General features: G+C 67.7%; 24 protein-coding genes and 1 other RNA gene. 19 read left to right on the top strand and 6 right to left on the bottom strand.

Annotated elements, in window-relative coordinates:
• Positions 1 to 5: 5 nt before the first annotated feature.
• The 3 genes from accC to ACPT9U_RS06480 all read right to left on the bottom strand — a co-directional run bounded on the left by accC (position 6) and on the right by ACPT9U_RS06480 (position 2876).
• Positions 6 to 1364, bottom strand: coding sequence for an acetyl-CoA carboxylase biotin carboxylase subunit (gene accC, locus ACPT9U_RS06470; RefSeq protein WP_435750278.1), 1359 nt, complete (start codon positions 1362 to 1364; stop codon positions 6 to 8).
• A gap of 11 nt (positions 1365 to 1375) precedes the next feature.
• Positions 1376 to 1828, bottom strand: coding sequence for an acetyl-CoA carboxylase biotin carboxyl carrier protein (gene accB, locus ACPT9U_RS06475; RefSeq protein ID WP_435750279.1), 453 nt, complete (start codon positions 1826 to 1828; stop codon positions 1376 to 1378).
• Between the two features lie 430 nt (positions 1829 to 2258).
• Positions 2259 to 2876, bottom strand: a complete 618-nt coding sequence (locus ACPT9U_RS06480) for a hypothetical protein (RefSeq protein WP_418364233.1) — start codon at positions 2874 to 2876, stop codon at positions 2259 to 2261.
• 156 nt (positions 2877 to 3032) lie between these two features.
• Between ACPT9U_RS06480 and mpl the strand changes: the two genes are divergently transcribed.
• Entirely contained in the window at positions 3033 to 4400 is a 1368-nt protein-coding gene (mpl, locus tag ACPT9U_RS06485) for a UDP-N-acetylmuramate:L-alanyl-gamma-D-glutamyl-meso-diaminopimelate ligase (protein WP_418364232.1), read from the top strand.
• A gap of 73 nt (positions 4401 to 4473) precedes the next feature.
• Here the strand turns inward: mpl and ACPT9U_RS06490 are convergent, their stop codons facing one another.
• From ACPT9U_RS06490 to ACPT9U_RS06500, 3 genes are read right to left on the bottom strand one after another with little or no spacing between them, the layout of a single operon-like run.
• Entirely contained in the window at positions 4474 to 5142 is a 669-nt protein-coding gene (locus tag ACPT9U_RS06490; protein ID WP_418364231.1) for a BON domain-containing protein, read from the bottom strand.
• Positions 5142 to 5735 carry an SIS domain-containing protein gene (locus tag ACPT9U_RS06495; protein ID WP_418364230.1) on the bottom strand — a complete coding sequence of 198 codons (594 nt, stop codon included), beginning with the start codon at positions 5733 to 5735 and terminating at the stop codon, positions 5142 to 5144. Before ACPT9U_RS06495 ends, ACPT9U_RS06490 begins: the two co-directional genes overlap by 1 nt.
• Before the next feature lie 44 nt (positions 5736 to 5779).
• Positions 5780 to 6223 carry a YraN family protein gene (locus tag ACPT9U_RS06500; protein ID WP_435750280.1) on the bottom strand — a complete coding sequence of 148 codons (444 nt, stop codon included), beginning with the start codon at positions 6221 to 6223 and terminating at the stop codon, positions 5780 to 5782.
• On the opposite strand from ACPT9U_RS06500, the gene rsmI reads away from it, so the two are divergent.
• From rsmI to ftsA, 18 genes are all read left to right on the top strand, one after another.
• The gene (gene rsmI, locus ACPT9U_RS06505) at positions 6222 to 7127 is read left to right on the top strand and encodes a 16S rRNA (cytidine(1402)-2'-O)-methyltransferase (RefSeq protein ID WP_418364228.1); all 906 of its coding nucleotides are present in this window, start codon (positions 6222 to 6224) and stop codon (positions 7125 to 7127) included. The two genes, ACPT9U_RS06500 and rsmI, sit on opposite strands and share 2 nt — an antisense overlap.
• 72 nt (positions 7128 to 7199) lie before the next feature.
• On the top strand, positions 7200 to 8240 hold the full coding sequence (gene pyrC / locus ACPT9U_RS06510) for a dihydroorotase (protein ID WP_435750281.1): 1041 nt from the start codon (positions 7200 to 7202) through the stop codon (positions 8238 to 8240).
• A gap of 1 nt (position 8241) precedes the next feature.
• Entirely contained in the window at positions 8242 to 8676 is a 435-nt protein-coding gene (locus ACPT9U_RS06515) for a hypothetical protein (RefSeq protein WP_435750282.1), read from the top strand.
• A 53-nt stretch (positions 8677 to 8729) separates the two neighbouring features.
• Positions 8730 to 9203, top strand: an RNA gene (rnpB, locus tag ACPT9U_RS06520) — RNase P RNA component class A.
• Between the two features lie 416 nt (positions 9204 to 9619).
• A complete protein-coding gene (mraZ, locus tag ACPT9U_RS06525; RefSeq protein ID WP_418364225.1) occupies positions 9620 to 10063 on the top strand; it encodes a division/cell wall cluster transcriptional repressor MraZ in 444 nt (147 codons plus the stop codon).
• Positions 10060 to 10998, top strand: coding sequence for a 16S rRNA (cytosine(1402)-N(4))-methyltransferase RsmH (rsmH, locus tag ACPT9U_RS06530; protein WP_435750283.1), 939 nt, complete (start codon positions 10060 to 10062; stop codon positions 10996 to 10998). Before mraZ ends, rsmH begins: the two co-directional genes overlap by 4 nt.
• Positions 10995 to 11261, top strand: a complete 267-nt coding sequence (ftsL, locus tag ACPT9U_RS06535) for a cell division protein FtsL (RefSeq protein ID WP_418364223.1) — start codon at positions 10995 to 10997, stop codon at positions 11259 to 11261. Before rsmH ends, ftsL begins: the two co-directional genes overlap by 4 nt.
• Entirely contained in the window at positions 11258 to 13024 is a 1767-nt protein-coding gene (locus tag ACPT9U_RS06540) for a peptidoglycan D,D-transpeptidase FtsI family protein (protein ID WP_435750284.1), read from the top strand. The genes ftsL and ACPT9U_RS06540 overlap by 4 nt, the downstream gene beginning before the upstream one ends.
• Complete coding sequence (locus ACPT9U_RS06545) at positions 13021 to 14526, top strand: UDP-N-acetylmuramoyl-L-alanyl-D-glutamate--2,6-diaminopimelate ligase (RefSeq protein WP_435750285.1); 1506 nt, start codon at positions 13021 to 13023, stop codon at positions 14524 to 14526. Before ACPT9U_RS06540 ends, ACPT9U_RS06545 begins: the two co-directional genes overlap by 4 nt.
• Complete coding sequence (locus ACPT9U_RS06550) at positions 14523 to 15941, top strand: UDP-N-acetylmuramoyl-tripeptide--D-alanyl-D-alanine ligase (protein WP_435750286.1); 1419 nt, start codon at positions 14523 to 14525, stop codon at positions 15939 to 15941. Before ACPT9U_RS06545 ends, ACPT9U_RS06550 begins: the two co-directional genes overlap by 4 nt.
• Before the next feature lies 1 nt (position 15942).
• Positions 15943 to 17031 (top strand): phospho-N-acetylmuramoyl-pentapeptide-transferase, encoded by a 1089-nt coding sequence (mraY, locus tag ACPT9U_RS06555; RefSeq protein WP_418364219.1) that lies wholly within the window; start codon positions 15943 to 15945, stop codon positions 17029 to 17031.
• On the top strand, positions 17028 to 18428 hold the full coding sequence (gene murD / locus ACPT9U_RS06560) for a UDP-N-acetylmuramoyl-L-alanine--D-glutamate ligase (RefSeq protein WP_418364218.1): 1401 nt from the start codon (positions 17028 to 17030) through the stop codon (positions 18426 to 18428). The genes mraY and murD overlap by 4 nt, the downstream gene beginning before the upstream one ends.
• Positions 18425 to 19657, top strand: a complete 1233-nt coding sequence (gene ftsW / locus ACPT9U_RS06565; protein WP_418364217.1) for a putative lipid II flippase FtsW — start codon at positions 18425 to 18427, stop codon at positions 19655 to 19657. The genes murD and ftsW overlap by 4 nt, the downstream gene beginning before the upstream one ends.
• Positions 19654 to 20724, top strand: coding sequence for an undecaprenyldiphospho-muramoylpentapeptide beta-N-acetylglucosaminyltransferase (murG, locus tag ACPT9U_RS06570; RefSeq protein WP_418364216.1), 1071 nt, complete (start codon positions 19654 to 19656; stop codon positions 20722 to 20724). Before ftsW ends, murG begins: the two co-directional genes overlap by 4 nt.
• A complete protein-coding gene (gene murC / locus ACPT9U_RS06575; protein WP_418364215.1) occupies positions 20721 to 22136 on the top strand; it encodes a UDP-N-acetylmuramate--L-alanine ligase in 1416 nt (471 codons plus the stop codon). The genes murG and murC overlap by 4 nt, the downstream gene beginning before the upstream one ends.
• Positions 22133 to 23047, top strand: a complete 915-nt coding sequence (locus tag ACPT9U_RS06580) for a D-alanine--D-alanine ligase (RefSeq protein WP_418364214.1) — start codon at positions 22133 to 22135, stop codon at positions 23045 to 23047. The genes murC and ACPT9U_RS06580 overlap by 4 nt, the downstream gene beginning before the upstream one ends.
• Positions 23040 to 23906 carry a cell division protein FtsQ/DivIB gene (locus tag ACPT9U_RS06585; RefSeq protein ID WP_418364213.1) on the top strand — a complete coding sequence of 289 codons (867 nt, stop codon included), beginning with the start codon at positions 23040 to 23042 and terminating at the stop codon, positions 23904 to 23906. The genes ACPT9U_RS06580 and ACPT9U_RS06585 overlap by 8 nt, the downstream gene beginning before the upstream one ends.
• Positions 23903 to 25132: a cell division protein FtsA gene (gene ftsA, locus ACPT9U_RS06590; protein WP_435750287.1), complete on the top strand. Its 1230-nt coding sequence runs from the start codon at positions 23903 to 23905 to the stop codon at positions 25130 to 25132. Before ACPT9U_RS06585 ends, ftsA begins: the two co-directional genes overlap by 4 nt.
• Positions 25133 to 25235 lie beyond the last annotated feature (103 nt).

The raw sequence follows: 25235 nt of genomic DNA on the forward strand, positions 1-25235 counted from the left end.
GTGTGTCAGCCCTGGACTTCGTTGCGGTCGGCGAGCTTGTGCTCGAGATAGTGGATGCTGGTGCCGCCTTCGACGAAGCGCGGGTCGAGCATCAGCGTCTGGTGCAGCGGGACGTTGGTCTTGATGCCTTCGACCATCATCTCCGACAGCGCGATGCGCATGCGCCGGATCGCCTGGTCACGCGTGTCGCCGTAGGTGATCAGCTTGCCGATCATCGAGTCGTAGTGCGGCGGCACCGTGTAGCCGTTATAGACGTGCGAGTCCACGCGTACGCCGGGGCCGCCCGGGGTATGCCAGTTGGTGATGCGCCCCGGCGAGGGCGTGAATTTGAACGGATCCTCGGCGTTGATGCGGCACTCGATGGCGTGTCCGCGGAACGCGATGTCGCGCTGGCGGAACCACAGCTTTTCGCCGGCAGCGATACGGATCTGCGCCTGCACGATGTCGATGCCGGTGATGAGTTCGGTGACCGGGTGCTCGACCTGCACGCGGGTGTTCATCTCGATGAAGTAGAACTCGCCGTTCTCGAACAGGAACTCGAAGGTGCCGGCGCCACGGTAGCCGATCTTGCGGCACGCCTCGGCGCAACGCTCGCCCACGGCGGCGATTGCCTTGCGGTCGATGCCCGGCGCGGGCGCCTCCTCGATGACCTTCTGGTGGCGGCGCTGCATCGAGCAGTCGCGTTCGCCCAGATACACGGCGTTGCCGTGCTGGTCGGCCAGTACCTGGATCTCGACATGGCGCGGGTTCTCGAGGAACTTCTCCATGTACACGACCGGGTTGTTGAACGCGGCCTGGGCTTCGGTGCGCGTGGTGGTCACCGCGTTGAGCAGGGCGGCTTCGGTGTGCACCACGCGCATGCCGCGACCGCCGCCGCCGCCGGCCGCCTTGATGATGACCGGGTAGCCGATCGCGCGCGCGATCTTGACGATCTCTTTCGGGTCGTCGGGCAGGGCGCCGTCGGAGCCGGGTACGCAGGGCACGCCGGCGGCCTTCATCGCGTCCTTGGCTGAAACCTTGTCGCCCATCAGACGGATGGTCTCGGGGCGCGGCCCGATGAAGACGAAGCCGGACTGCTCGACGCGTTCGCCGAAGTCGGCGTTCTCGGACAGGAAGCCGTAGCCGGGGTGGATGGCCTCGGCGTCGGTCACCTCGGCAGCCGAGATGATGGCCGGCACATTCAGGTAGCTCTGCAGCGAGGGCGGTGGGCCGATGCACACCGACTCGTCGGCGAGACGGACGTACTTGGCGTCGGTGTCCGCCTCCGAGTGCACCGCCACGGTCTTGATGCCGAGCTCGCGGCATGCGCGCAGGATCCGCAGGGCGATCTCTCCGCGGTTGGCGATCAGGATCTTCTCGAACATCGTGCGTGCGCTCAGTCGATGACGAACAGGGGCTGGCCGTACTCGACCGGCTCGCCGTTCTCGACCAGGATGGCCTTGATGACGCCGGCCGCGTCAGCCTCGATTTCGTTCATCAGCTTCATCGCCTCGATGATGCACAGTCGGTCGCCTTCGGAGACCGACTGGCCGATCTCGACCAAGGGCTTGGCGCCTGGCGAACTGGCGCGATAGAAGGTGCCGACCATGGGTGACTTGACGATGTGGCCGCTGGGGAGCGCACTGCTGACGTGGGCGGCCGGCGCGTCACCCGCCACCAGCGCGGCCGGTGCGGGCGCCGAAGCGGGAAGCTGGGCGTAATAGGTGGTCGGTGCTGCCGGACTGTGCTTGGCGATACGGACTTTTTCCTCGCCTTCGGTGACCTCGAGTTCGGCGATGCCCGACTCCTGGACGAGGTCGATGAGTTTCTTCAGCTTGCGCAGATCCATGATGTTCTCCGGACGCGACCGTCAGTGAAGTGTGCTTGACGGCCTGGGGTGACTGGTATTCGCGGGCCCGTCGGTTTGCGGCGGGCCGGGGGCGTCGATGAGCCGACGCGGGGCGAAGCATGACGTGCCAAGACGGCGGCGTCGCCATCTGTCGCAGTGCGTGCCTGAGGGCGAGCCCTTCAACGCTGTGGGGGTGGCCGCATTTGTTGTTTTGCGTGCTTCATGCCTGCAAGTTTGACGCATTTCGCGGCATTTTGTCCACGTTGGGTGCCGGTTTGCGCAGGCGCATCAAGTGCGGCACGAGGATTTTTGTGCGCGGATTGTGCGCCCGAGTCTCGTCCATCGCAAGCGATCCCGCGCGGTCGCACGTCCGCAACGGGTCGGGGCGACACACCGGAACGATGCAGCACGAAGCGCGCGCAAGGGCAGATCAGAAGGGGGCGGGCGGCGTGTCCGTGGCGAGTCCGTCCGCGAGCAGCGCCTCGACCTGGGCGAGCCGTGCGCGATCCTGGCCGCGGCGCGGGCTGCGCTCGGCAGACGAGGGGTAGATGGAGACCTTCACCGGCACCTCTCCCCAATCGAAGCTCAGCACGGCCTCGGGTGCATGCGGTGCGGGCCGTCTCGGCTCGCGGTGTTCGTAGGGGAAGTCCTGGTTGAGGAAGAAGATCTCCACGTCCTTCGTGCTTTCCGGAAAGATCTCGATCTCCAGTTCGGAGTAGCGCCCCGCGGTGCCGTCGAGTGCGCCGCCGGTCAGATAGGGGCGGAAGTCCGCAAGCAGGCGCATCACTTCGACGGCGGCGCTGCGCATCTCGAACAGGCGCTCGGGCTGCTCCTCGTCCTGGTAGAGCGCCAGCCATGCGCGCAGTTCGGCTTCGACCTCGCTGTTGTTGGGGAGCGCGTCCAGGTCGGTCGCGCCCAACTGCTTGGCGGCCTTGCGTTTGGCGAAGCCGAAGTCGCTGATGCCGTCTTCGGCCATCATGCGCGCGGCCAGCGCGGCGATCTCGCGCCGCAGGCCGCCACTGCGTAGGGATTGGGCGTGTGAGGGCATGGTCGGGCTCGGGTAGAATGCGCGTCCATTGTACACGGGCGGATTGCAGCTGCATGACCGCCCCGTGTCGCGCGGCGCCGACCTCCTCGCAACGCCTCGCAACCCTTCCGGCGCGCTCTTGCGGCGCGCTCGCGGCATCCTCGGAGCGACTTCGCCATGCATCTCCACATCCTCGGTATCTGCGGCACCTTCATGGGCGGCGTCGCGCTGCTGGCGCGTGCGGCCGGCCACAAGGTCACTGGATGCGACGCCAATGTATACCCGCCCATGAGCACCCAGCTCGAGGCGCAGGGTATCACCCTGATCGAAGGCTACGATGCCGCCCAGGTCGATCTGGCGGCCGATGTATTCGTCGTGGGCAATGCCGTCTCACGCGGCAATCCCTTGCTCGAGGCGATCCTCGACCGCGGCCTGCCCTACGTCTCCGGCCCGCAATGGCTGGCCGAGCATGTGCTCGCCGGACGCTGGGTGCTGGCGGTGGCCGGAACCCACGGCAAGACGACCACCACCTCGCTGCTGGCCTGGATGCTTGAGGATGCGGGGCTGAACCCGGGCTTTCTCGTGGGCGGCGTGCCGCAGAATTTTGGCGTGTCGGCGCGCCTCACGGAATCGCCCTTCTTCGTCATCGAGGCGGACGAGTACGACACTGCCTTCTGCGACAAGCGCTCGAAGTTCGTGCATTACCGGCCGCGCACCGCGATCCTGAACAATCTCGAGTTCGACCATGCCGATATTTTCGTCGACCTGGCGGCTATCGAGACCCAGTTCCATCATCTGGTGCGGACCATTCCCGCCTCCGGTCGCATCGTGGCGAATGCGCGTGAGGACAGCCTGAAGCGTGTGATCGGGCGCGGTTGCTGGTCGGAACTGGAGTGGTTCAACGACCCCGCGCAGTGGACCGCGCAGGCGGGGGGGTGCGATGCCGAGGCAGTGTTCGCGCTCGCCGGGACGGAGCAGGGACGGGCGGAACTGCCGCTGGCCGGCAGCCATAACCGCGAGAACGCCCTGGCCGCGGTCGCTGCGGCGCGTCATGTGGGGGTCGCCCCGGCCCAGGCGATCGCCAGCCTCGCGCGCTTCGCGGGCATCCGGCGCAGGCTGGAACTGCGCGGAACGGTGGTGGGCGTGCGCGTGTACGACGACTTCGCGCATCACCCGACGGCGATCGCGCTGACGGTGGAGGGTTTGCGCCGCCGCGAGCCCGGGGGACGTATCCTCGCCGTGCTGGAGCCGCGCTCCAATACCATGAAGATGGGCACCATGAAGGCGCAGCTTCCCGCCAGCCTCGAGGCGGCCGACGCGGTGTTCTGCTACGCCCAAGGGCTGGACTGGGACGTTGCGGCCGCACTCGAGCCGCTGGGGGAGCGGGCACGGACGTATGTGGCGCTCGAACGCCTGGTGGACGACGTGGTCGCTGCCGCCCGGGGCGGAGACCACGTGCTGGTGATGAGCAACGGCGGCTTCGGCGGGGTGCATCAGAAGCTGCTGGACGCGCTCGCCGCGCGCGCGCCGAACGCAGCCACCTGAGCCCTGCGGCCGGGAGGCTGCCGGCTGCTGCCTCCCGGCCGGCGCCCTGCGTGGGCGCGGCCGGAGGTGCCGCTCAGCGCTTCGCGTTGGTGGGGTTGTCGCGGCGGCGGGCTTCTTCTTCGCTGATGTACTCGAACACGCGCACGACCTTGCGTACCCCCTTGCTGGTGCGGGCGATCTCTGCGGCCGCATCGGCCTCGGCGCGGGTGACGATGCCGAGCAGGAACACGACGTTCGCCTCGGTCACGACCTTCACGCTGTGCGCCGAGAAGCGCTGTGCATCCACGAAGCGGGCCTTGACGTTGGAGGTGATCAGGGTGTCGTTGGCCCGCGCGGAGAGCGTGGAATTCGGACCAACCACGACTTCGTTGACGACGCCGCGTACGTTCTCGACCCCGGCCACGACCTCATTGAGCTGCGCGCGCATGTTCTCGCTCGGCGCCTCGCCGGTAAGCAGCACGTTGCGGTTGTACGAGGTCACGTTCACGTGTGCCATGTCGCCGAGTCGCTCGCGGATGCGCGCAGACACCTTCCACTCGATGCCTTCGTCCTCGACGTAGGTGCCGCTCGTGCGCCGATCGGCAACCATGGCGGCGCCGGCGCCGACGCCGGTGGCGACCACTGGGAAGCAGCCCTGGAGCAGCGGCAGGGCCGCAACGCCAAGGGCGAGAAGGATCCGGCGCCGGCCGATGTGCGGCGTGTCCTTGTCGAGGGTGGGCTGCGGGGTGAGGGATGTATTCATCAGTCTTCTTCTCCGAGTAAGACACAGTCGATACCGTCGCACAGGCAGTGCAGAATGAGCAAGTGCAGTTCCTGGATGCGCGCGGTGCGTGTGGCGGGTACGTCGAGCAGGATGTCGGCAGGGGTCAGGATTTCTGCGATCGCCGTGGCCTGGGCCCCGGTGAGTGCGATGACGCGCATGTCGCGTTCGTGTGCGGCCTGGATGGCGCCGAGGACGCGCGCGCTGTCGCCGCTGTGCGATAGCGCAACGAGCAGGTCGCCCGGGTGGCCGAAGGCAGCAATCTGGCGCTCGAAGAGCGCCTGCGGGTCGATCCCGGCGGTACCGGGCGCGAGGGTGGACGCGTCCGCGCTGAGCGCCATCGCCGCGAGCGCCGGGCGCTCGAGCTCGAATCCGTTGACGAGTTGCGCGGCGAAGCGGCGTGCGTCGCCTGCCGAGCCGCTGCCGCCGCAGACCATCACCTTGCCGTTCTCGAGCAGACAGGCGGTGATCAGCTCAACCGCGCCGGCGATCGGCGCCGCAAGCAGCTCGAGCGCCTCGAGCGTGCTGCGCATGTTGTCTTCGAACTGATGCGAGATGCGGTCGATGAGGTTCATGCCCATGGCCTTGCGTACAGGGCGACGGAGTCTAGCACGCCGCTTCAGCTGGCATCGAAGGCGCCGCGTAACCAGGTGATTCGGGCGGGGTCGAGCGCGTCGAGCAGCACGGCGTCGAAGCGGCAGGGTGCGCCCCACTGATGGCGCCCGGCGCCGCCCAGCCACCACTGCGCCGCAATCAGTACGCGCCGCCGTTTGGCGGCGGTGATGCTCGCAGCGGCCCCGCCAAAGCGGCCGCTGCTGCGCAAACGGACCTCGACGAACACCACCTCGCCGTGTTCCGCGCAGATGAGGTCCACCTCGCCGCCGCGGCAGCGCACGTTGCGCGCCAGCACACGCAGACCGTTGCGCTCGAGATGGGCGGCGGCAAGCGCTTCCGCAGCGGCGCCGCGCGCTTGCGCGGGGGTTCGGCGTGCGTCGATACTGTCCGTCCGTGTGCGGCCCTGATGGCCGCTGGTCCCTTGCCAGAGATCTTTCGTTCCGCTCATGCCTGCCTCCATCTCCCTGCCCGAACGCCCGCTTTCAAGTACGCCGTCATTGTATGTGGTGGCGACGCCGCTCGGGAATCTTCATGACATCAGCCTGCGTTCGCTTGCGGTCCTGGGGGCGGTCGATGTCGTGGCGGCCGAGGACACGCGCCACACCCAGCGCCTGCTCGATGCGTTTGGTCTGCGCGTGCGTACCATGGCGGTGCATCAGCACAACGAGCAGGCGGCCGCTGGGCAACTGATCGATCGGCTTGCCGCCGGGCAGCATGTGGCGCTGGTGAGCGATGCCGGAACGCCGGCGGTTTCGGATCCAGGGGCGCGGCTGGTGGCACGGGTGCGGGCGGCAGGCCACCCCGTGGTGCCCTTGCCCGGAGCATGCGCTGCGGTTGCCGCGCTCTCGGTGTCGGGTTTTGCGGAGGGGGGCTTCCGTTTCGTGGGCTTCCTGCCCGCTCGTCCGGCGGCGCGCGCGAGCGCCCTGTCGGTATTGCGGGACGAGCGTGCGACGCTGGTGTTCTATGAGGCGCCGCATCGTGTCGTGGAGTCGGTGACGGACATGGTGGCGGCCTTTGGAGGTGCGCGCGAGATCGTCGTCGCGCGGGAGATGACCAAGCTGCACGAACAGATCGTGCGCATGGCGCTGGCGGATGCGCCGGCCTGGTTCGCGGCCGACCCCAACCGCGTTCGGGGTGAGTTCGTACTTGTGGTGGAGGGGGCGCCAGCCGCGGAAGGGCTGGATGCGGAGGCCGTCCGCGTGCTGGATCTGCTGCTGGGCGCCCTGCCGGTGAAGAGTGCAGCGCAGCTTGCTGCGGACATCTGCGGCGCACCGCGCAAGGCCCTGTATGCGCTGGCGCTGGCGCGCCGCGCGGATGCCAGCGAGCGTGATGAGGTGGACGAGGACGGTTGACCATGGCCCGGTGGCCACGGCCCGGAAGTCCGCGCGAAAGCCTATAATTCGGCCACCCAACAAGGAATTGCCATGCAATCGATCACTCTTGTCCGTCCCGACGACTGGCACCTCCATGTGCGGGACGATGCCGCGCTCGAAGCCGTCGTGCCGCACACCGCGGCGCGCTTCGGTCGCGCACTGATCATGCCCAACCTCAAGCCGCCGGTGACGAGCACTGCGCAGGCCCTGGCGTACCGCGAGCGCATCCTCGCTGCGGTGCCGGGGGCGGCGTTCGAGCCTCTGATGAGCCTGTACCTCACCGACAATCTCGATCCGGACGAGATCGACCGGGCGCAGGACAGTGGGCGCATCGTCGCCTGCAAGCTCTACCCGGCGGGTGCGACCACCAACTCCGACGCAGGCGTGACGGCGATCGACAGGATCTATCCGGTGCTCGAGCGCATGGAGAAGCGGGGCATGGTGCTGTGCGTGCATGGTGAGGCGACCGGCGCGGAGGTGGATGTGTTCGACCGCGAGCGCGTGTTCATCGAGCGTACCTTGTCGCCGCTGGTACGACGCTTCCCAGGGCTGAAGGTGGTGTTCGAACACATCACCACCTCGGAGGCCGCACAGTTCGTGCGCGCGGCGGGGGCCAATGTCGGAGCGACCGTGACTGCGCATCATCTTCTGCTCAACCGCAACGCGATCTTTGCGGGTGGCATCCGGCCGCATCATTACTGCCTCCCGGTGCTCAAGCGAGAAACGCATCGCGAGGCGCTGGTGGCGGCGGTGACTTCGGGCAATCCCCGTTTCTTCCTCGGCACCGACTCCGCGCCGCATGCGCAGAGCACGAAGGAGAACGCCTGCGGCTGCGCCGGCTGCTACACCGCGCATGCGGGTATCGAACTGTACGCCGAGGTGTTCGAGGCTGCGGGGGCGCTCGAGCGCCTGGAGGCCTTCGCCAGCCTGAACGGACCGGCCTTCTATGGCCTGCCGCCCAATGCAGGCACGATTACGTTGCGTCGAGAGCCGTGGAGCGTGCCCGCAAGCTATCCCTACCTCGGCGCCGATCCGCTGGTGCCGCTGCGTGCTGGCGAGCAGGTGGCGTGGAAGCTCGTCGAGGGAGCGTGAGATGCGTGCCAACCGCAAGATTCTGACCCGTGTACTGGCCGCGCTCGGCCTGGTGGCTGTGCTCGCCGGCTGTGAGAACAGCGCCACCGCATACATGATCGACGGCAGCCAGCACGCGCTGATCCTGGTGCGCGAGCAGAAGTTCTTCTGGGACGACGAGCTTCGCCAGGCGGTGGTGGTTTCCCGCCTGCCTGCTTGTCAGAAACGTATCCGCATCCATCCGGGCTCGACCGAGCTGGTGGAAATGCGGGTCTATCAGGCGGGCGACATGCTGTGGGCCTTGCAGCAGGGTGCGCGTTGGTATCTGGCGGGCACCGAAGAGTGTCGCCTGCAGGACTGGGACAACCCTGGCAACCAGCCGCCAGGCGCCTTGGTGGGCAGCTTCGCGCTCAAGGAGGGCCAGCCGGTCTTCGTTGCTGCGCCGGCTGCAAACTGAACGCTGCATCTCGATCACACGCCCGGGGCCGCGCCTGCGTATAATCCACGCGGGAAGTTCGCCAGGCAGTCGCTGCGCACCGCGTTGTGCGTGGAGGAAAGTCCGGGCCCCGCAGAGCAGGATGCCGGCTAACGGCCGGGCGCCGTGAGGCGACGGAAAGTGCAACAGAGAGCAGACCGCCGATGGCTCGGACTCGGCCGCCGCAAGGTGGAAAAGTCCATATTGAAGAGTTCGCTCTTCAATGGAGATCAGGCAAGGGTGAAACGGTGCCACGGCGTGCGCAAGCGCGGCGCGGGCCGGCGCGAAAGTGCCGGCAGGTAAGAGCTCACCGCAGGACTGGCAACAGGACTGGCACGGCAAACCCCATCCGGGGCAAGGCCAAATAGGGGAGCATTGGCGTGGCTCGCGTCGCTCCCGGGTAGGCTGCTAGAGCGCCGTGGCGACACGGCGCCCAGAGGAATGACTGCCCGACATTGCCGGCTCGCCGGCGTGTTCGACAGAACCCGGCTTATCGGCGAACTTCCCAAACCCCTCGCCGCTTCTTGGTCATTCCCGCTTCGGCGACTCCCGCTTCGGCGATTCCCACTTCGGCGGCCGTATTCCTGGCCGCTCGTGCGGCGCGGGCGGTCCGCTGCTGCGCGCGACGCACATGAGCAGCCTTTTCGCGTTCCTCCTGCGCCGTTTTCAGGCTTGCTGCCCCACTTTCTCCCACAGGGGCTTCGCGGCGTTCAGGTTGAGGCCGAACTCGAGCACATTTTCCATCCCCTTTGATTTTGCAGGATTTATTGCACGATTTCGGCCGTGCGTTAAGTCATTGTGTCACAAAGAGATTCCCAGGTTGCTGCCTTGACCATGCAAGGCCTTTCCACTAAAGTGGGATCAAGTGGAAAAAAGTGGGAAAAAGTGTCGAGTCGATGCTTTTCCGATGCCGCCAGGGGGTGTGATGTTTCAGGGAGCTGCCGCGCTCAATCTCGATGCGAAGGGTCGTCTTGCGATCCCGGCGCGGCATCGTGACGCCCTCACTGCCGAGAGTGGTCAGCTCGTGCTCACGGCGCATCCTCACGGCTGCTGCCTCGTCTATCCGGTGCCTGCCTGGGAGCCGATCCGAGACCAGGTGCTTGCCGCGCCAGGGCTCGATCCACGCTCGGCGATGCTCAAACGCCTGCTCGTGGGCTTTGCCCAGGAAGAGTCGCTCGATGCCGCTGGCCGCGTGCTGGTTGCACCCTCGCTGCGCAAGTTCGCGAAGCTCGAGAAGCAGGTCTGGCTGGTCGGTCAGGGAACCCATTTCGAGCTCTGGTCGGACGAGGCTTGGGAGAAGCAGCAGCAGGCGATGCTCGATCTGGTCGCGACCGGGCTGCCGCCGGGTTTCGAGAGCCTGGCGCTGTGACGGCCGCGCAGGTTCACGTCAGCGTCCTGCTCGCCGAGGCAGTCGACGCGCTCGCGATCCGTGCCGACGGAATTTACGTCGATGGCACGTTCGGGCGCGGCGGTCATAGCCGTGCGGTGCTCGAGCGGCTGGGACCGCACGGGCGGTTGATCGCATTCGATCGCGATCCGATGGCGATTGCTGCGGGAAGGGCGATCGAGGATGCCCGACTGACGCTGGTGCACTCCGCCTTCAGCGCGCTGGACGAAGCGCTGAGCGGGTTGCAGGTCGAAAGGGTGGACGGTGTGCTGCTCGATCTGGGGGTGTCCTCACCCCAACTCGATGAGGGCGCCCGGGGTATGAGCTTTCGCTACGACGCGCCGCTGGACATGCGCATGGATACGAGCCGCGGGCAGACCGTGGCGCAATGGCTGGCGGAGGCCTCGGTCGGCCAGATCACGGAGGTCATCAGGGATTATGGAGAGGAACGGTTTGCTCATGCGATTGCAAAGGCGATTGCAGCTGCTCGGGCAGGGGGGGCTGTCGCAACCACTGGACAACTTGCCGCGCTCGTGGAAAAGGCGGTCCGCACGCGCGAGCCGGGGCAGCACCCTGCGACACGCACCTTCCAGGCTCTTCGGATTTTCATCAATCAGGAGCTCGAGGAACTGAGTCGTGTGCTGCCGGCCTGCGTGGCGCGCCTCGCACCCGGCGGGCGTCTGGCCGTGATCAGCTTTCACTCGCTGGAAGACCGCATCGTGAAGCGTTTCATGCGTGACGAGTCGCGCCCTCCTGTGTTGCCGAGGCGTCTCCCGCTGCGGGCGGCCGACCTGCCTGCGCCGCGGCTGCGGTTGCTCGGCAAGGCGATTCGCCCCACGGAGCAGGAGGTCGAGGCCAATCCGCGTGCACGCAGTGCGGTGCTGCGGGTGGCCGAGCGCACGGAGGCGCCGCGATGATCCGCGTCGATGCCGTCCTGGTCGCACTCGTGGTTTCCAGTGCGCTTGGCGTAGTGGCCGCGCAGCACAAGGCGCGCCAGCTCCACGCTGAGTACGAGCGCGAGCAGGCGCGCGCGCAGGCACTCGAGGTGGAGTGGGGGCAGTTGCAACTCGAGCAGAGCACCTGGGCGACGCACGGCCGCGTCGAAAAGCTGGCGCGGGAGAAACTGGGCATGCGCCTGCCGCCTGCCGGGCAGGTGATGGTCGTGGAGCCGCAGTCATGAAGAAACAGCGTTCGGTCACCTTCAACCACAATCCCTTGCTCAAGCGCGAACTTCCGGCCTGGAGGCCGCGGCTGGTCATGCTCGCGCTGATGGGGTGCTCGCTCGCCCTTGCAGGGCGTGCGCTCTACCTGCAGGGAATCCATCACGACTTCCTGCAGGCAAAGGGTGAATCGCGCTACGCGCGTACGCTCGAGGTGCCTGCTACGCGTGGCCGCATCACTGATCGTCACGGCGACATCCTTGCCGTGAGCACGCCGGTGCGCGCGGTGTGGGCGCTGCCTTCCGATGCGCGGTTTGAGCCCGCGCAGGCGCGCGAGCTTGCGCGCATGCTCGAGATGGACGTGAATGAACTGAACCGGCGGCTGGCTTCCGGGCGAGATTTCGTCTATCTGAAGCGTCAGGTTCCACCCGAGGTGGCCGCGCAGATCGCTGCCCTGGGGCTGCCGGGGATTCATCAGGAGCGGGAGTACCGTCGCTACTACCCCGGCGGCGAGGTGATGGCCCACCTGATCGGCTTCACGGACGTCGAGGACAAGGGTCAGGAGGGCATCGAGCTTGCGTTCGAAAAGCGCCTGGCGGGTCAGGCGGGCGCACGCCGCGTGATCAAGGATCGCCGCGGCCGGATCGTCGAGGACGTCGAGCCGATCCGCTCGCCGCGCGACGGGGAGGACCTTGCGCTGTCGATTGACGGCAAGATTCAATACCTGGTGTGGTCGGCCCTGCGTGACGCGATGCACGAGCACAAGGCCAAGGCGGCCTCTGCGGTGGTGCTCGACACGCGTACGGGCGAGGTGCTGGCGCTGGTCAATGCACCGACCTTCAACCCCAACAACCGCTCCGGGCTGACGGGTGCGCAGCTGCGCAACCGGGCGTTCACCGACTCCTTCGAGCCCGGTTCGGTGATGAAGCCCTTCATCGCCGCGCTCGCGCTGGAGCGCGGCAAGGTGCGTGCCGATACCGCGATTGATACCGGCAACGGGCGTATGACCATCGGTGCCGCCACGATTTCTGACACCAAGCGCCATGGCGTGATGACCGTGTCCGAGATCGTGCAGAAATCTTCGAACGTCGGCACGGTGAAGATGGCCCAGCAGTTCAGCCCTGACGAGATGTGGCACCTTTTCGATCAGCTTGGCTTCGGCGCGGCGCTGAATCTTGGCTTCCCCGGAGAGACGTCCGGACGTGTGCGGCCGGCCAAGAACTGGCGCCCCATCGAGCAGGCTACCATGTCGTATGGGCATGGCATTTCCACGAGCCTGATCCAGATGGCGCGCGCCTACATGGTGTTCGCCCGCGACGGTGAGCTCGTGCCGCTGTCGCTGACTCGCGTCGACGGCCTGCCGTCTTCGGGCAGGCGCGTGTTCTCGAGCGAGACTGCGCGCCAGATGCGCGCCATGCTGCACCTGGCGGCAGGCCCCGGCGGAACTGCGCCCAAGGCACAGGTGCCCGGATACACCGTCGCAGGCAAGACCGGTACCGCGCACAAGCTCGAGGATGGCCGCTACGCGCGTAAGTACATTTCGTCCTTCGTCGGCTTCGCGCCGGCGAACAATCCGCGCATCGTGGTGGCGGTGATGGTGGACGAGCCCTCGGCAGGCCAGTACTTCGGCGGCGCGGTGGCTGCGCCTGCGTTCTCGCGCATTGCCGAAGGTGCGCTGCGCACGCTGGGCGTTGCGCCCGATGTGCCGCTGACGCCGCTGCAACTGGCCCGGCGCAGCGCCGCGGATGAGCCGGCCGCTGAGGTCTCTCGGGAGCGCATGTGAGCACCGAACGGGCCCTCGCCCTGCTCGAGCGCCTGCGTGCAGCGGGTGTGGCAGCAACCGACATCACCGCCGATTCGCGCAAGGTCGTGCCCGGCTGCATCTTTGCGGCCTGGCCCGGTGTTCGCACCGACGGACGTCGCTATCTTGCCGATGCTGCGGCGCGGGGCGCAGCCGCGCTGCTGTGGGAAGAGGGCGATGGATTCGTCGCCAGCGGCTTTGGCGTTCCCGCCTTCGGGGTGCAGGGGCTGCGCGAACTGGCGGGATTTCTGGCGAACGAGATCCATGGCCAGCCGTCCTCTTCCCTCTGGCTGGCCGGGGTGACCGGCACCAACGGCAAGACCACGGTGAGCCAGATGCTGGCGCGCGCCTGCGGCGAGCTGGGTGAGCGCTGCGGCGTGGTCGGCACGCTGGGCTGCGGTTTCCCCGATGATCTCGAGGAAGGCCTGAATACCACGCCGGATGCGCTGGAGCTGCATCGCTGGTTCGGGCGCTTTCGCGCCGCCGACGCGTCGTCTGCTGCGATGGAAGTATCCTCGATCGGGCTGGATCAGGGCCGTGTGAACGGCGCTCGCTTCGATGTCGCAATCTTCACCAACCTCAGTCGTGATCACCTCGACTACCACGGCACCATGGACCGGTATGCGGAGGCGAAGAGCCGGCTCTTCAGTCGCCCCGAGCTCCGCGCGTCGGTGATCAACATCGATGATGCCTTCGGCCTGGTCCTTGCGCGCCGGCTGGTTGACCAAGGGGGGAGCGTCATCGCGTGCACCCGCTATGGCGCGAACCTGACCGCCGTTCCCGGTGCGCGGGTTCTGCTCGCTGACCGCCTGCAGGCTGCGCCCGCAGGCTTGCGTTTCACGCTGGCTTGGGAAGGTCGTGAGGCCGAGGTGAACGTGCGCATGGTCGCTCCGTTCAACGTTTCCAACGTCGTCGCGGTGGCTGGCGCCCTGCTTGCGCGCGGCGTCAGTTTTGACGATCTGGTTCCGGTGCTGTCGCGCCTGGTTCCTCCGCAGGGGCGCATGCAGCTTGTGGGGGGCGTCTGCGAGCCGCTGGTGGTGGTCGATTATGCGCACTCGCCGGATGCGCTGGCCAAGGTACTCGAAGCCTTGCGCGGGACCGTGCATACGCGGCGCGGAAGGCTGGTATGCGTGTTCGGTTGCGGCGGGGACCGCGATCCGGGCAAGCGGCCGCTGATGGGGGAGATCGCCCGCAACCTGGCCGACCGCGTCGTGGTCACCAGCGACAACCCGCGTTCGGAGGATCCGCTGCGGATCATCGATGCCATCGCGGCCGGCGCAGGTGCCGAAGCGGAGCGGATCGTCGATCGTGCGCAGGCGATCGAGCGCGCGATCGTGGAGGCGGGGCCGGACGATGTCGTGCTCCTCGCCGGCAAGGGGCACGAGCCCTATCAAGAGGTCCTCGGGGAGCGCCTGCCGTTCTCCGACATCGAGCAGGCCCGCAAGGCACTGCGCGCCTGGCACGTAAAGGGGGGCGAGCGATGATGAGCCTGCACGACGCGGTACGGGCGCTGGTCGCGCACGGCGCACGCCACGTGGGCTCGGCTCGCTTCGAGCGCGTGGGCACGGACAGCCGCTCCGTCGTTCCGGCGCAGCTCTTCGTCGCCTTGCGCGGAGAGCGTTTCGACGGACACACATTCCTGGCGGCTGCGGCCCGCGCCGGCGCGGCTGCGGCGATGGTGGATGCGGCCTGGGCCGCGGCCAATCCCGATGCCGGTGAAGGCCTGCCCTTGCTGATCGTCGACGACACCCGGCGCGCGCTCGGCACGCTGGCTTCTGCCTGGCGCGCGCGGTTCGCGCTGCCGGTGATCGGCGTCACCGGCAGTAACGGCAAGACCACGGTGAAGGAGATGTGTGCCGCGATCCTGCGCGCGCAGGCGCACGCGGACGGCTACGGCGATGAGTCCGTGCTGGCGACGCGTGGCAACCTGAACAACGACATCGGGCTGCCGCTGACCCTGCTCGAGCTGCGCGACTTCCACCGTGCGGCGGTGGTGGAGATGGGCATGAACCATCCAGGCGAGATCGGCTACCTGAGCGGGCTCGCGCAACCCACCGTGGCCCTGGTCAACAACGCCCAGCGTGCCCACCTGCAGGGGCTGGGCAGTGTCGAGGACGTCGCCCGCGAGAAGGGCGCCATCTACGGCGGCCTTGGCGCCGCGGGCGTGGCGGTGGTCAACGCGGACGACGCGCATGCGGCGTACTGGCGCGGTATCAACGAAGGCCGCGCGATTGTGACATTCGGTATCGAGCACGCGGCCGATGTCCGCGGCCGGTGTACCCTCCGCGGCCTCGGTTCGCGGCTCGAACTCGACAGCCCGCAAGGGTGCGTGGAGTTTGCCCTGCAGGTGCCGGGACTGCACAACGCACACAACGCGCTCGCTGCCGCAGCGACGTGTCTCGCGGCAGGCGCCGGGCTCGATGCGGTGATCGAAGGGCTGAGCGGTTTCGCGGGCACCCGCGGCCGGCTCCAGCGTCGCGAGGGACCCCGGGGCGCGTTGATTCTGGACGACAGCTACAACGCCAACCCGGATTCGGTGCGGGCGGGGATCGACGTGCTCGCGGCGACGCCCGGCAACACCTGGCTCGTGTTGGGTGACATGGGTGAGGTCGGTGAAACCTGCGCCCAGGTGCACGACGAAATCGGTGGCTATGCGAAGAGCAAGGGCATCGACGGCCTGTTCGCGCTGGGCGACATGAGCACGGTGGCGGTACGCAACTTCGGTGAGGGCGGGCGTCATTTTGCCTCGCCCGAAGCACTGGTCGGCGCGCTCGCGCCGCGGCTGAATGCAGACTCGGTGGTGCTGGTGAAGGGCTCGCGATTCATGCGGATGGAAAGGGTGGCGGATTTGCTCGCTGCGATGCAGGGCCCAACCCCTTCGGAACACGGCGGATCCTGAAATGTTGTTGGAAATTGCACTCTGGCTTGGCCAGGACATCCGGGGCTTCAACGTCTTCGGCTACATCACGCTGAGGACGGTGCTCGCGGCGCTCACCGCGCTGGCGATCTCGCTGATTGCGGGGCCCGGCGTCATCCGCTGGCTCGCCGCCAAGAAGATTGGCCAGGCGGTGCGTGATGATGGCCCGAAATCCCACCTCACGAAGGCGGGGACGCCGACCATGGGCGGCGCACTGATCCTGATCGCGATCGGCATCACGATGCTGCTGTGGGGCGACCTGAAGAACGATTACGTGTGGGTGACCCTGTTCGTCACCCTCGGCTTCGGTGCGGTGGGCTGGGTAGATGACTGGCGCAAGGTGGTGCATCGTGACCCGAAGGGGCTGGCAAGCCGGTGGAAATACCTGTGGACCTCGGCGATTGCGCTCGCTGCGGCCATCTACCTCGGCCTTACGGCGAGCACGCCGGCCGAAACCGAGCTGATCGTGCCCTTCTTCAAGGCGGTCGCCTATCCGCTGGGCATCTTCGGCTTCGTCGCGCTGACCTATTTCGTGATCAACGGTACCAGCCATGCGGTGAATCTCACCGACGGTCTGGACGGGCTGGCGATCATGCCCACCGTGATGGTGGCGGGTGCGCTGGCGATCTTCGCCTACGTGGCCGGTCATGCCGGGTTCGCCAAATACCTGGGTGTGCCCTACGTGGCCGGTGCCGGTGAGCTGGCGGTGTTCTGCGGTGCGATCTGCGGCGCCGGACTTGGTTTCCTGTGGTTCAACGCCTATCCAGCCGAAGTCTTCATGGGCGACGTCGGTGCGCTCGCGCTCGGTGCCGCGCTCGGCACGATCGCGGTGATCGTCCGCCAGGAGATCGTGCTCTTCATCATGGGCGGCCTGTTCGTCGCCGAAACCCTCTCGGTGATGTTGCAGGTGCTGTACTTCAAGGCCACCGGCGGCAAGCGCATCTTCCGCATGGCCCCCCTGCATCACCACTACGAGCTGGGCGGCTGGAAGGAGACGCAGGTCGTGGTCCGCTTCTGGATCATCACCATCATGCTGGTGCTGTTCGGGTTGTCGACGCTGAAACTGAGATGAGCGCACTCACGGGCAAACATGTTCTCGTCCTCGGGCTCGGTGAATCGGGCCTCGCCATGGCGCGCTGGTGCGCGCTGCGGGGTGCGCGCCTGCGCGTGGCGGACAGCCGTACTGCGCCGCCGGGGCTGGATGCACTGCGGGCGGATGCGCCGCTGGCCGAGATCGTTACCGGGTCGTTCGGTGCCGAGGTGCTGGATGGCATCGAGTGCATTGCCCTGAGCCCGGGCCTTGACCCCCGTACCGGCGTGGCGGCCGAGGCGCGCCGCCGCGGGTTGCCGCTTACCGGTGAGATGAGCCTGCTCGCCCAGGCGCTCGATGAGCTGGGCGTGCGCAAGCAGACGCGTATCCTCGCCATTACCGGCACCAACGGCAAGACCACCACCACCGCGCTGACCGCGGCGCTCGCCCGCTCCGCCGGCGTCGACGCGGTTGCGGCCGGCAACATCAGCCCGGCTGCGCTCGACGTGCTGATGCAGCGCCTCGAGATCGGTGCCGAGCTGCCGGAGTGCTGGGCGCTCGAGCTTTCGAGCTTCCAGATCGAAACCATGCGGGGCCTGGACGCCGAGGCGGCCACCGTGCTCAACATCACCGATGATCACCTCGACCGCTACCGCGACCTCGACGAATACGCTGCCACCAAGGCTGCGATCTTTCAGGGCGAGGGCGTGCAGGTCATCAACCGCGAGGATCGGCGCGTCGCGGCCATGGCCCGGCCGGGGCGGCGCGTACTCTCCTTCGGCGTCTCCGCGCCGAGCGCCGATGCCGAGTACGGTCTCGCCGATGTCGATGGGGCGCCGTGGCTGATGCGCGGCGGCGAACGCCTGCTTGCGCTGGCCGATCTTCCGCTCGCCGGGCGCCACAATGCGGCCAATGCCCTCGCCGCGCTCGCCCTGTGCGAGGGCGGGCTCGGGATCGCGCCGCGCCGCCTCGTGCCCGGCCTGATCGCCTTCTGCGGCCTGCCGCACCGGGTCGAACGGGTGGCGGAGCGTACCGACGGAGTGCGCTTCTACGATGACTCCAAGGGCACCAATGTCGGTGCAACGGTCGCCGCGCTGGCCGGAATGGATTGCCCCGTGGTGCTGATCGCCGGCGGCGACGGCAAGGGGCAGGATTTCACGCCGCTCGCGCCCGTGCTCGCGCAGCGCGGGCGTGCGCTGGTGCTGATCGGACGCGATGCCGCGCGCATCGAGGCGGCCGTCGCAGGGTGTGGCGTTCCCCTCGAGCATGCGCAGGACCTGGAGGCTGCGGTGCTGCGTGCCAACGCGCTTGCGTGCGCGGGCGATGTCGTACTGCTGTCGCCTGCCTGCGCCAGCCTGGACATGTTCCGCAACTACGCGCACCGCGCCGAGGTCTTCGTCGCTGCGGTACGCCGTCTGCCGGGGGTGAGTGCCTCATGAAACTCGCGGGCGGCTTCTCCGGGCTCTTCCACCGCGGCAGTCAGGCGCCGGACCCCGCACGCTCGGCGGCAGGGCGGCTCGCGCGGCAGGCTTCCGCGCCGGCGCGCGAACTCGACCTGCTGCTGATCTGGTCGACGGTCGCGCTGCTGCTGCTGGGCTTGGTCATGGTCTATTCGGCATCGATCGCGATCGCCGAGGGGAGCCGCTTCACCGGTCATCAGTCGCACTATTTTCTCATGCGCCACGCGGTCTTCCTCGCCGTAGGCATCGGCCTGGGACTGGTCAGCTTCCAGTTTTCGATGGCGCGCTGGCAGCAGCTGGCCCCCGCGCTCTTCGTCGCCGGCGTGGTGCTGCTGGTCGTGGTGCTGATCCCGGGGGTCGGGCGCGAGGTCAATGGTGCGCAGCGCTGGCTGTCGCTCGGGCCGGTGAACATGCAGCCCTCGGAGCTGATGAAGATCTTCGCGGCGCTGTACGCAGCCGACTACACCGTGCGCAAGCTCGACGTGATGGGAAGCTTCATCAAGGGCTTCCTGCCCATGCTCGTAGTGATCCTGTTCGTAGGCTTCCTGCTGCTGCGCGAGCCGGATTTCGGCGCCTTCGTCGTCATCACTACCATCGCCTTCGGGGTGCTGTTCCTCGGTGGCCTCAACGTGCGGGTGTTCGGCCTGCTCGCGGTGCTCGCGCTGATCGGCTTCGTGATCCTGATCTGGACCTCGCCGTATCGCCGCGACCGCATCTTCGGTTTCATGGACCCGTGGCAGGACGCCTTCGGCAAGGGCTACCAGCTCTCGCACTCGCTGATCGCCTTCGGGCGCGGGGAGTGGTTCGGGGTCGGCCTCGGCGGCAGCGTGGAGAAGCTGTTTTACCTGCCCGAAGCGCATACCGACTTCCTGCTCGCGGTGATCGCCGAGGAGCTCGGCTTCGTCGGTGTGCTCACCGTGGTGGTCCTGTTCGCCCTGATCGTGCAGCGAGCCTTCCTGATCGGCCGTGAGGCGATCAAGCTCGAGCGCTACTTCTCCGGGCTGGTGGCGCAGGGTATCGGCCTGTGGATCGGCGTGCAGTCCTTCATCAACATGGGCGTCAACATGGGGCTTCTGCCGACCAAGGGCCTGACCCTGCCGCTGATGAGCTTCGGCGGTTCGGGCATCGTGGCCAACTGCGTCGCGCTCGGCATCCTGCTCCGTGTCGACTGGGAGAACCGACAGCTCATGCGCGGAGGCCGTGCATGAAGACGCTGATGGTGATGGCCGGTGGCACGGGTGGCCACATCTTCCCCGGGATCGCGGTGGCAGAGGAACTGCGCGCACGCGGCTGGCGCATCGTCTGGATGGGCAACCCGGATGGCATGGAGGCGCGCATCGTCCCCGCGCGCGGCTATGAAACCGCCTGGGTGCGCTTCGGCGCACTGCGTGGCAAGGGGCTGGTCCGTAAGCTGCTGCTGCCGCTGAACCTGCTGCGCGGATTCTGGCAGGCGCTGCGCGCGCTGCGTCGTGTGCGCCCCGACGTGGTGCTCGGCATGGGCGGCTACATCACCTTCCCGGGCGGCATGATGGCGGCACTGCTCGGCCGCCCGCTGGTGCTGCACGAATCGAATTCGGTCGCGGGGCTCGCCAACCGGGTGCTGGCGAAGGTCGCCGACCGCGTGCTGAGCGGGTTCCCCGAGGTGCTGGAGAAGGCGGAGTGGCTGGGCAATCCGGTGCGTGCCGACATCGCTGCGGTGGTCCCGCCCGCAGAGCGCATGGCAGGACGCGAGGGGCCGCTGCGCGTGCTCGTGGTCGGTGGCAGCCTGGGGGCCGCGGTGCTCAACGAGACCGTACCGCAGGCGCTGCTGCGGCTTCCCGCAGAGCAGCGTCCGGTGGTCGTGCACCAGGCGGGCGAACGCCAGATCGAGGCCTTGCGCGCAGCCTATGCACGCGCCCAGGTCGAGGGCGATCTGCGGCCCTTCATCGCCGACATGGCGGCGGCTTATGCCGACGCCGATCTGGTGATCTGCCGCGCGGGCGCGCTGACCGTGGCGGAACTCGCCGCGGCGGGTGTGGCCAGCCTGCTGGTGCCTTTCCCGCATGCGGTGGATGACCACCAGACCGGCAACGCGCGCTTCCTCGCCGACCGCGCGGGCGCCTACCTGCTACCGCAGTCCGAACTCACGCCCGAGCGTCTGGCGGGCATCCTCGCCAGCCTCGATCGCGGCCGACTGCTGCAGATGGCCGAGAACGCCCGGGCGCTCGCCAAGCCGCTCGCCGCAGTGGCGGTTGCCAACGCATGTGCCGAACTGGCCGGTGGAGTACAGCAATGAAGCATAAGGTGCGGAACATCCATTTCGTCGGCATCGGCGGCTCCGGCATGAGCGGCATCGCAGAGGTGCTGGCCAACCAGGGCTACCGTGTGAGTGGCTCCGATCTCGGCGACAACGCCGCCACCCGCCGCCTGCAGAGGATGGGGGCGCGGGTCGTGCGCGGCCACGACGCCACCAATGTCGATGCGGCAGACGTGGTCGTCGTCTCCACGGCCGTGAAGGCGGACAACCCCGAAGTGCTCGCGGCGCGCGCCCGCCAGATTCCGGTGGTGCCGCGCGCACAGATGCTCGCCGAGCTGATGCGCTTCAAGCATGGCATCGCCATTGCGGGAACTCACGGCAAGACCACCACCACCTCGCTGGTCGCGAGCATTCTGGCCGAGGGCGGCATCGACCCCACCTTTGTGATCGGCGGACGCCTCAATGCAGCCGGTGCCAACGCCCGCCTGGGCAAGGGCGACTACCTGGTGGCGGAGGCGGACGAATCCGACGCCTCCTTCCTGCTCCTCAATCCGGTGATCTCGGTGGTGACCAATATCGACGCCGATCACATGGACACCTATGGCCACGACTTTGGTCGCGTCAAGCAGGCCTTCGTCGATTTCCTCCAGCGCCTGCCCTTCTATGGCGTGGCGGTGCTGTGTGCGGACGACCCGAACGTGCGCGAGATCATGCCCCGGGTCGCGAAGCAGATCGTCCGCTACGGCTTCTCGCCGGAAGCCAATATCCGCGCCGAGAACGTGCGCGCGGAGGGCGGGCGCATGCTGTTCGATTGCGTGCGCGTCAATGGCACGACCAGCCGGCTGGCGATCGAGCTGAACCTGCCCGGCATGCACAACGTGCTCAACGCGCTCGCCGCAATCGCGGTGGCGACCGAGGTGCAGGTGCCCGATGCAGCGATCGTGAAGGCGCTGGCGGATTTCCGCGGCGTTGGCCGCCGCTTCCAGCGCTACGGCGAGGTTGCGCTGCTGGACCAGGACGGTGACGAGGCCGGCAGCTTCACCCTCATCGACGACTACGGGCATCACCCGGTGGAGATGGCAGCGACCATCGCCGCGGCGCGCGGTGCCTTCCCGGGCCGCCGCCTGGTGCTCGCCTTCCAGCCTCACCGCTACACGCGCACACGCGACTGCTTCGAGGATTTCGTGAAGGTTCTGTCCACCGTCGACGGTCTGCTGCTGGCCGAGGTCTATGCCGCCGGCGAGGCCCCGGTCGTCGCCGCGGACGGCCGCTCGCTGGCGCGTGCGATCCGCGTGGCGGGCGCGGTCGAGCCCGTCTTCGTCGAGGACATCGCCGACATGCCGCGCATGATCCTGTCCGCCGCGCGCGACGGCGATGTCGTCATCACCATGGGCGCGGGCAGCATCGGCGCAGTGCCGGGCAAGCTCGCCAGCATCGAGGAAGCAGCGTGAAGGCCCGGTTCGGAAAGGTTGCGGTGTTGTTCGGCGGCTCCTCCGCCGAGCGCGAGGTTTCGCTGATGTCGGGCAGCGCGGTGCTCGCGGCGCTGCAGGCGGCGGGGGTGGATGCGCACCCCTTCGATCCCGCCGAGCGTGATCTGCACATCCTCAAGGAAGAGGGCTTCGAGCGCGTGTTCATCGCCCTGCATGGCCGTGGCGGCGAGGACGGCACGGTGCAGGGCGCGCTGGAGCTGATGGCGATCCCATACACCGGCAGCGGCGTCATGGCTTCGGCCCTGTCGATGGACAAGTGGCGCACCAAGATGGTGTGGCTGTCCGCCGGCCTGCCCACGCCGCGCTACGCCATCCTGGAGCGCGATACCGACTGGGATGCGGTGGTGACCGAGCTCGGCTTGCCGATCTTCGTCAAGCCCGTGCATGAAGGGTCGAGCATGGGCGCGACCAAGGTCACCGAGCCGGGGCAACTGCGCGCGGCGTGGGAACTTGCCGCGGGTTACGACAGCCTGGTGATCGCCGAGGAGTTCATCGTCGGCGACGAGCTCACCGCGCCCTTCCTCGAGGATCATGCCTTGCCGCTCGTGCGTATCGTCGCGCCGGACGGCAACTACGATTACCAGCACAAGTACTTCACCGACGACACGCGCTACGATTGCCCCTGCGGCCTGCCGGCCGAGCAGGAGGCCGCACTGCAGGCGCTGGTGATGAAATCTGCGCGGGTGCTGGGCTGCCGCGGCTGGGGGCGTGCCGACCTCATCCTCACCACCGATGGCCGGCCCTATCTGCTCGAGATGAACACCTCGCCGGGCATGACCGGTCACTCGCTGGTGCCGATGTCGGCCCGCGTCGCCGGGCTGGACTTCACCGCGCTGTGCCTGCGGATTCTGGAAGGAGCTCGCCTTGGCTGAGATCCAGGCCCGCCCTGCCTCGATCCGTTCCGCCCGTTCGGCGGCAGCGGGCGGTGCGCGCCCGCGCGCCGGGCAGGAGAAGGGCCTGTGGCACCGTCCGGCCTTGCTGAACCTGATCTCCGACCTGCTCACCCTTGCCGCTGCGGTCGCGCTCGGCTGGGCGCTGGTGACCTGGTTCCTTTCGCGTCCGCTGTTTCCGCTGCGCGAGCTGGTGGTTGCGACCAAGCCCGCACAGGTCACCGAGGAGCAGCTCGAATACGCCGCCCGTCTCGCCGTGCAGGGAAATTTCTTCACGGTCGATCTCGCCGCGGTGAAGGCGACCTTCGAGAAGCTGCCCTGGGTGCGCAAGGCCGAGGTGCGCCGGCGCTGGCCGGATGCGCTCGAACTGCGCCTGCAGGAGCACGAGGCCGTCGCCTACTGGACCGTGTCCGACAGTGGCGAGGCGCGCCTGGTTAACCGCCAGGGCGAAGTGTTCGTCGCCGCCAGCAATGGGGACATGCCTCAGTTCGACGGCCCGCAGGGGTCCTCGCAGTGGCTGCTGGCGCGCCATCACGAGTTTTCCAGCATGCTCGAGCCGCTGGGCGTGCGCCTGGTCGGACTGGCGTTGTCTGCACGCGAAGCGTGGCAGCTGCAGCTCGACAATGGCATGACCATCGTGCTCGGCCGCGAGCGTGACAAATCCCCGCTGGCCGAGCGGCTGCAGCGCTTCATCGCCGTGTGGCCGCGGGTGCAACAGGAAATCGACATCGACATCAGGCTGGCGGATCTGCGCTACCCGGGTGGGTTCGCGCTGACGCCGGCCGACGCCTCGGTACTGCAACAGGCCGAGCCCTCCTCCGGCAGGAAAGGCAGGAAATGAGCAAGGAATACAAAGAATTGATCGTCGGTCTGGACATTGGCACGGCCAAGATCACCTGCATGGTGGCCGAGGTGAAGCCGGACGGCAGGCTCAACGTGATCGGCCTCGGCACGCAGCCGACGAACGGCCTCAAGCGCGGCGTGGTGGTCAACATCGAGGCCACGGTCGACGCGATCTCGCGCGTGGTGCAGGAGGTCGAGGTCATGGCCGACTGCAAGATTGCCGAGGTCTATACCGGGATCGCGGGCAGCCACATCAAGAGCTTCAACTCCAGCGGCACGGTCGCGATCAAGGAGAAGGAAGTCTCGACCATGGACGTGGAGCGCGTGATCGAGGTTGCGCGCGCGATGCCGATCCCGGCCGAACAGCAGATCCTGCATATCCTCACGCAGGAGTTCATCATCGACGGCCAGGGCGGCGTGCGCGAGCCGATCGGCATGAGCGGCGTACGGCTCGAGGTGAAGGTGCACATCGTCACCGGCGCGGTGTCCGCGGCGCAGAACGTGATCAAGTGTGTGCGCCGCTGCGGGCTGGAGGTCATGGACCTGAGCCTGCAGCCGCTCGCCTCCAGCCATGCGGTGCTGACCGAGGACGAAAAGGAGCTCGGCGTGTGCATGGTCGATATCGGCGGCGGCACCACCGACATCGCGGTGTTCACGCAGGGCGCGATCCGCCACACCGCAGTGATACCGGTCGCGGGCGACCAGATCACCAACGACATCGCGATGGCGCTGCGCACGCCGACCTCCGAGGCCGAGGAGATCAAGATCCGCCACGGCGTGGCGATGCATCAGATGGCCGACCCCGAGGAGATGATCGAGGTCCCCGGGGTGGGCGATCGCCCGCCGCGCAAGCTCTCGCGCCAGGCCCTGGCCGACGTGATCGAGCCGCGCGTCTCCGAGCTCTTCGAGCTGGTGCAGGCCGAGCTGCGCCGCAGCGGCTACGAGGAGCTGCTGTCCTCGGGCATCGTGCTGACCGGCGGCTCGTCGGTGATGCGCGGCATGGCCGAGCTGGCGGAGGAGGTGTTCCACATGCCGGCGCGGGTTGGCGCGCCGCAGTACGACGGTGGTCTGGCGGACGTGGTGTGCCAGCCGCGCTACGCCACCGCGATGGGCTTGGTGATGGAAGGTGCCGCACAGCGGCGCAGGGGCATCCAGGCGCGGGAGACGCGCAGCATGAAACAGGTTTTCGGGCGCATGAAGGCGTGGTTTGAACGTAATTTCTGAACCGTGCCGGGTGCGCAAGTCATTTTGAATGAATGCTGGATCATCGCAGGTTATTTAGTAGTAGACTTCGCGGAAAATACTAGATGCAGGCAGATCGGCGTTC

Origin of the sequence: Thauera sp. AutoDN2, from assembly GCF_051280715.1 — a bacterium.
Classification (GTDB): Bacteria; Pseudomonadota; Gammaproteobacteria; order Burkholderiales; family Rhodocyclaceae; genus Thauera.

Coding starts and splice junctions, on each gene's coding strand:
- accC (WP_435750278.1), bottom strand. CDS start 1,364: ATGTTCGAGAAGATCCTGATCGCCAACCGCGGAGAGATCGCCCTGCGG.
- accB (WP_435750279.1), bottom strand. CDS start 1,828: ATGGATCTGCGCAAGCTGAAGAAACTCATCGACCTCGTCCAGGAGTCG.
- ACPT9U_RS06480 (WP_418364233.1), bottom strand. CDS start 2,876: ATGCCCTCACACGCCCAATCCCTACGCAGTGGCGGCCTGCGGCGCGAG.
- mpl (WP_418364232.1), top strand. CDS start 3,033: ATGCATCTCCACATCCTCGGTATCTGCGGCACCTTCATGGGCGGCGTC.
- ACPT9U_RS06490 (WP_418364231.1), bottom strand. CDS start 5,142: ATGAATACATCCCTCACCCCGCAGCCCACCCTCGACAAGGACACGCCG.
- ACPT9U_RS06495 (WP_418364230.1), bottom strand. CDS start 5,735: ATGAACCTCATCGACCGCATCTCGCATCAGTTCGAAGACAACATGCGC.
- rsmI (WP_418364228.1), top strand. CDS start 6,222: ATGCCTGCCTCCATCTCCCTGCCCGAACGCCCGCTTTCAAGTACGCCG.
- ACPT9U_RS06500 (WP_435750280.1), bottom strand. CDS start 6,223: ATGAGCGGAACGAAAGATCTCTGGCAAGGGACCAGCGGCCATCAGGGC.
- pyrC (WP_435750281.1), top strand. CDS start 7,200: ATGCAATCGATCACTCTTGTCCGTCCCGACGACTGGCACCTCCATGTG.
- ACPT9U_RS06515 (WP_435750282.1), top strand. CDS start 8,242: ATGCGTGCCAACCGCAAGATTCTGACCCGTGTACTGGCCGCGCTCGGC.
- mraZ (WP_418364225.1), top strand. CDS start 9,620: ATGTTTCAGGGAGCTGCCGCGCTCAATCTCGATGCGAAGGGTCGTCTT.
- ftsL (WP_418364223.1), top strand. CDS start 10,995: ATGATCCGCGTCGATGCCGTCCTGGTCGCACTCGTGGTTTCCAGTGCG.
- ACPT9U_RS06540 (WP_435750284.1), top strand. CDS start 11,258: ATGAAGAAACAGCGTTCGGTCACCTTCAACCACAATCCCTTGCTCAAG.
- ACPT9U_RS06550 (WP_435750286.1), top strand. CDS start 14,523: ATGATGAGCCTGCACGACGCGGTACGGGCGCTGGTCGCGCACGGCGCA.
- mraY (WP_418364219.1), top strand. CDS start 15,943: ATGTTGTTGGAAATTGCACTCTGGCTTGGCCAGGACATCCGGGGCTTC.
- murD (WP_418364218.1), top strand. CDS start 17,028: ATGAGCGCACTCACGGGCAAACATGTTCTCGTCCTCGGGCTCGGTGAA.
- ftsW (WP_418364217.1), top strand. CDS start 18,425: ATGAAACTCGCGGGCGGCTTCTCCGGGCTCTTCCACCGCGGCAGTCAG.
- murG (WP_418364216.1), top strand. CDS start 19,654: ATGAAGACGCTGATGGTGATGGCCGGTGGCACGGGTGGCCACATCTTC.
- murC (WP_418364215.1), top strand. CDS start 20,721: ATGAAGCATAAGGTGCGGAACATCCATTTCGTCGGCATCGGCGGCTCC.
- ftsA (WP_435750287.1), top strand. CDS start 23,903: ATGAGCAAGGAATACAAAGAATTGATCGTCGGTCTGGACATTGGCACG.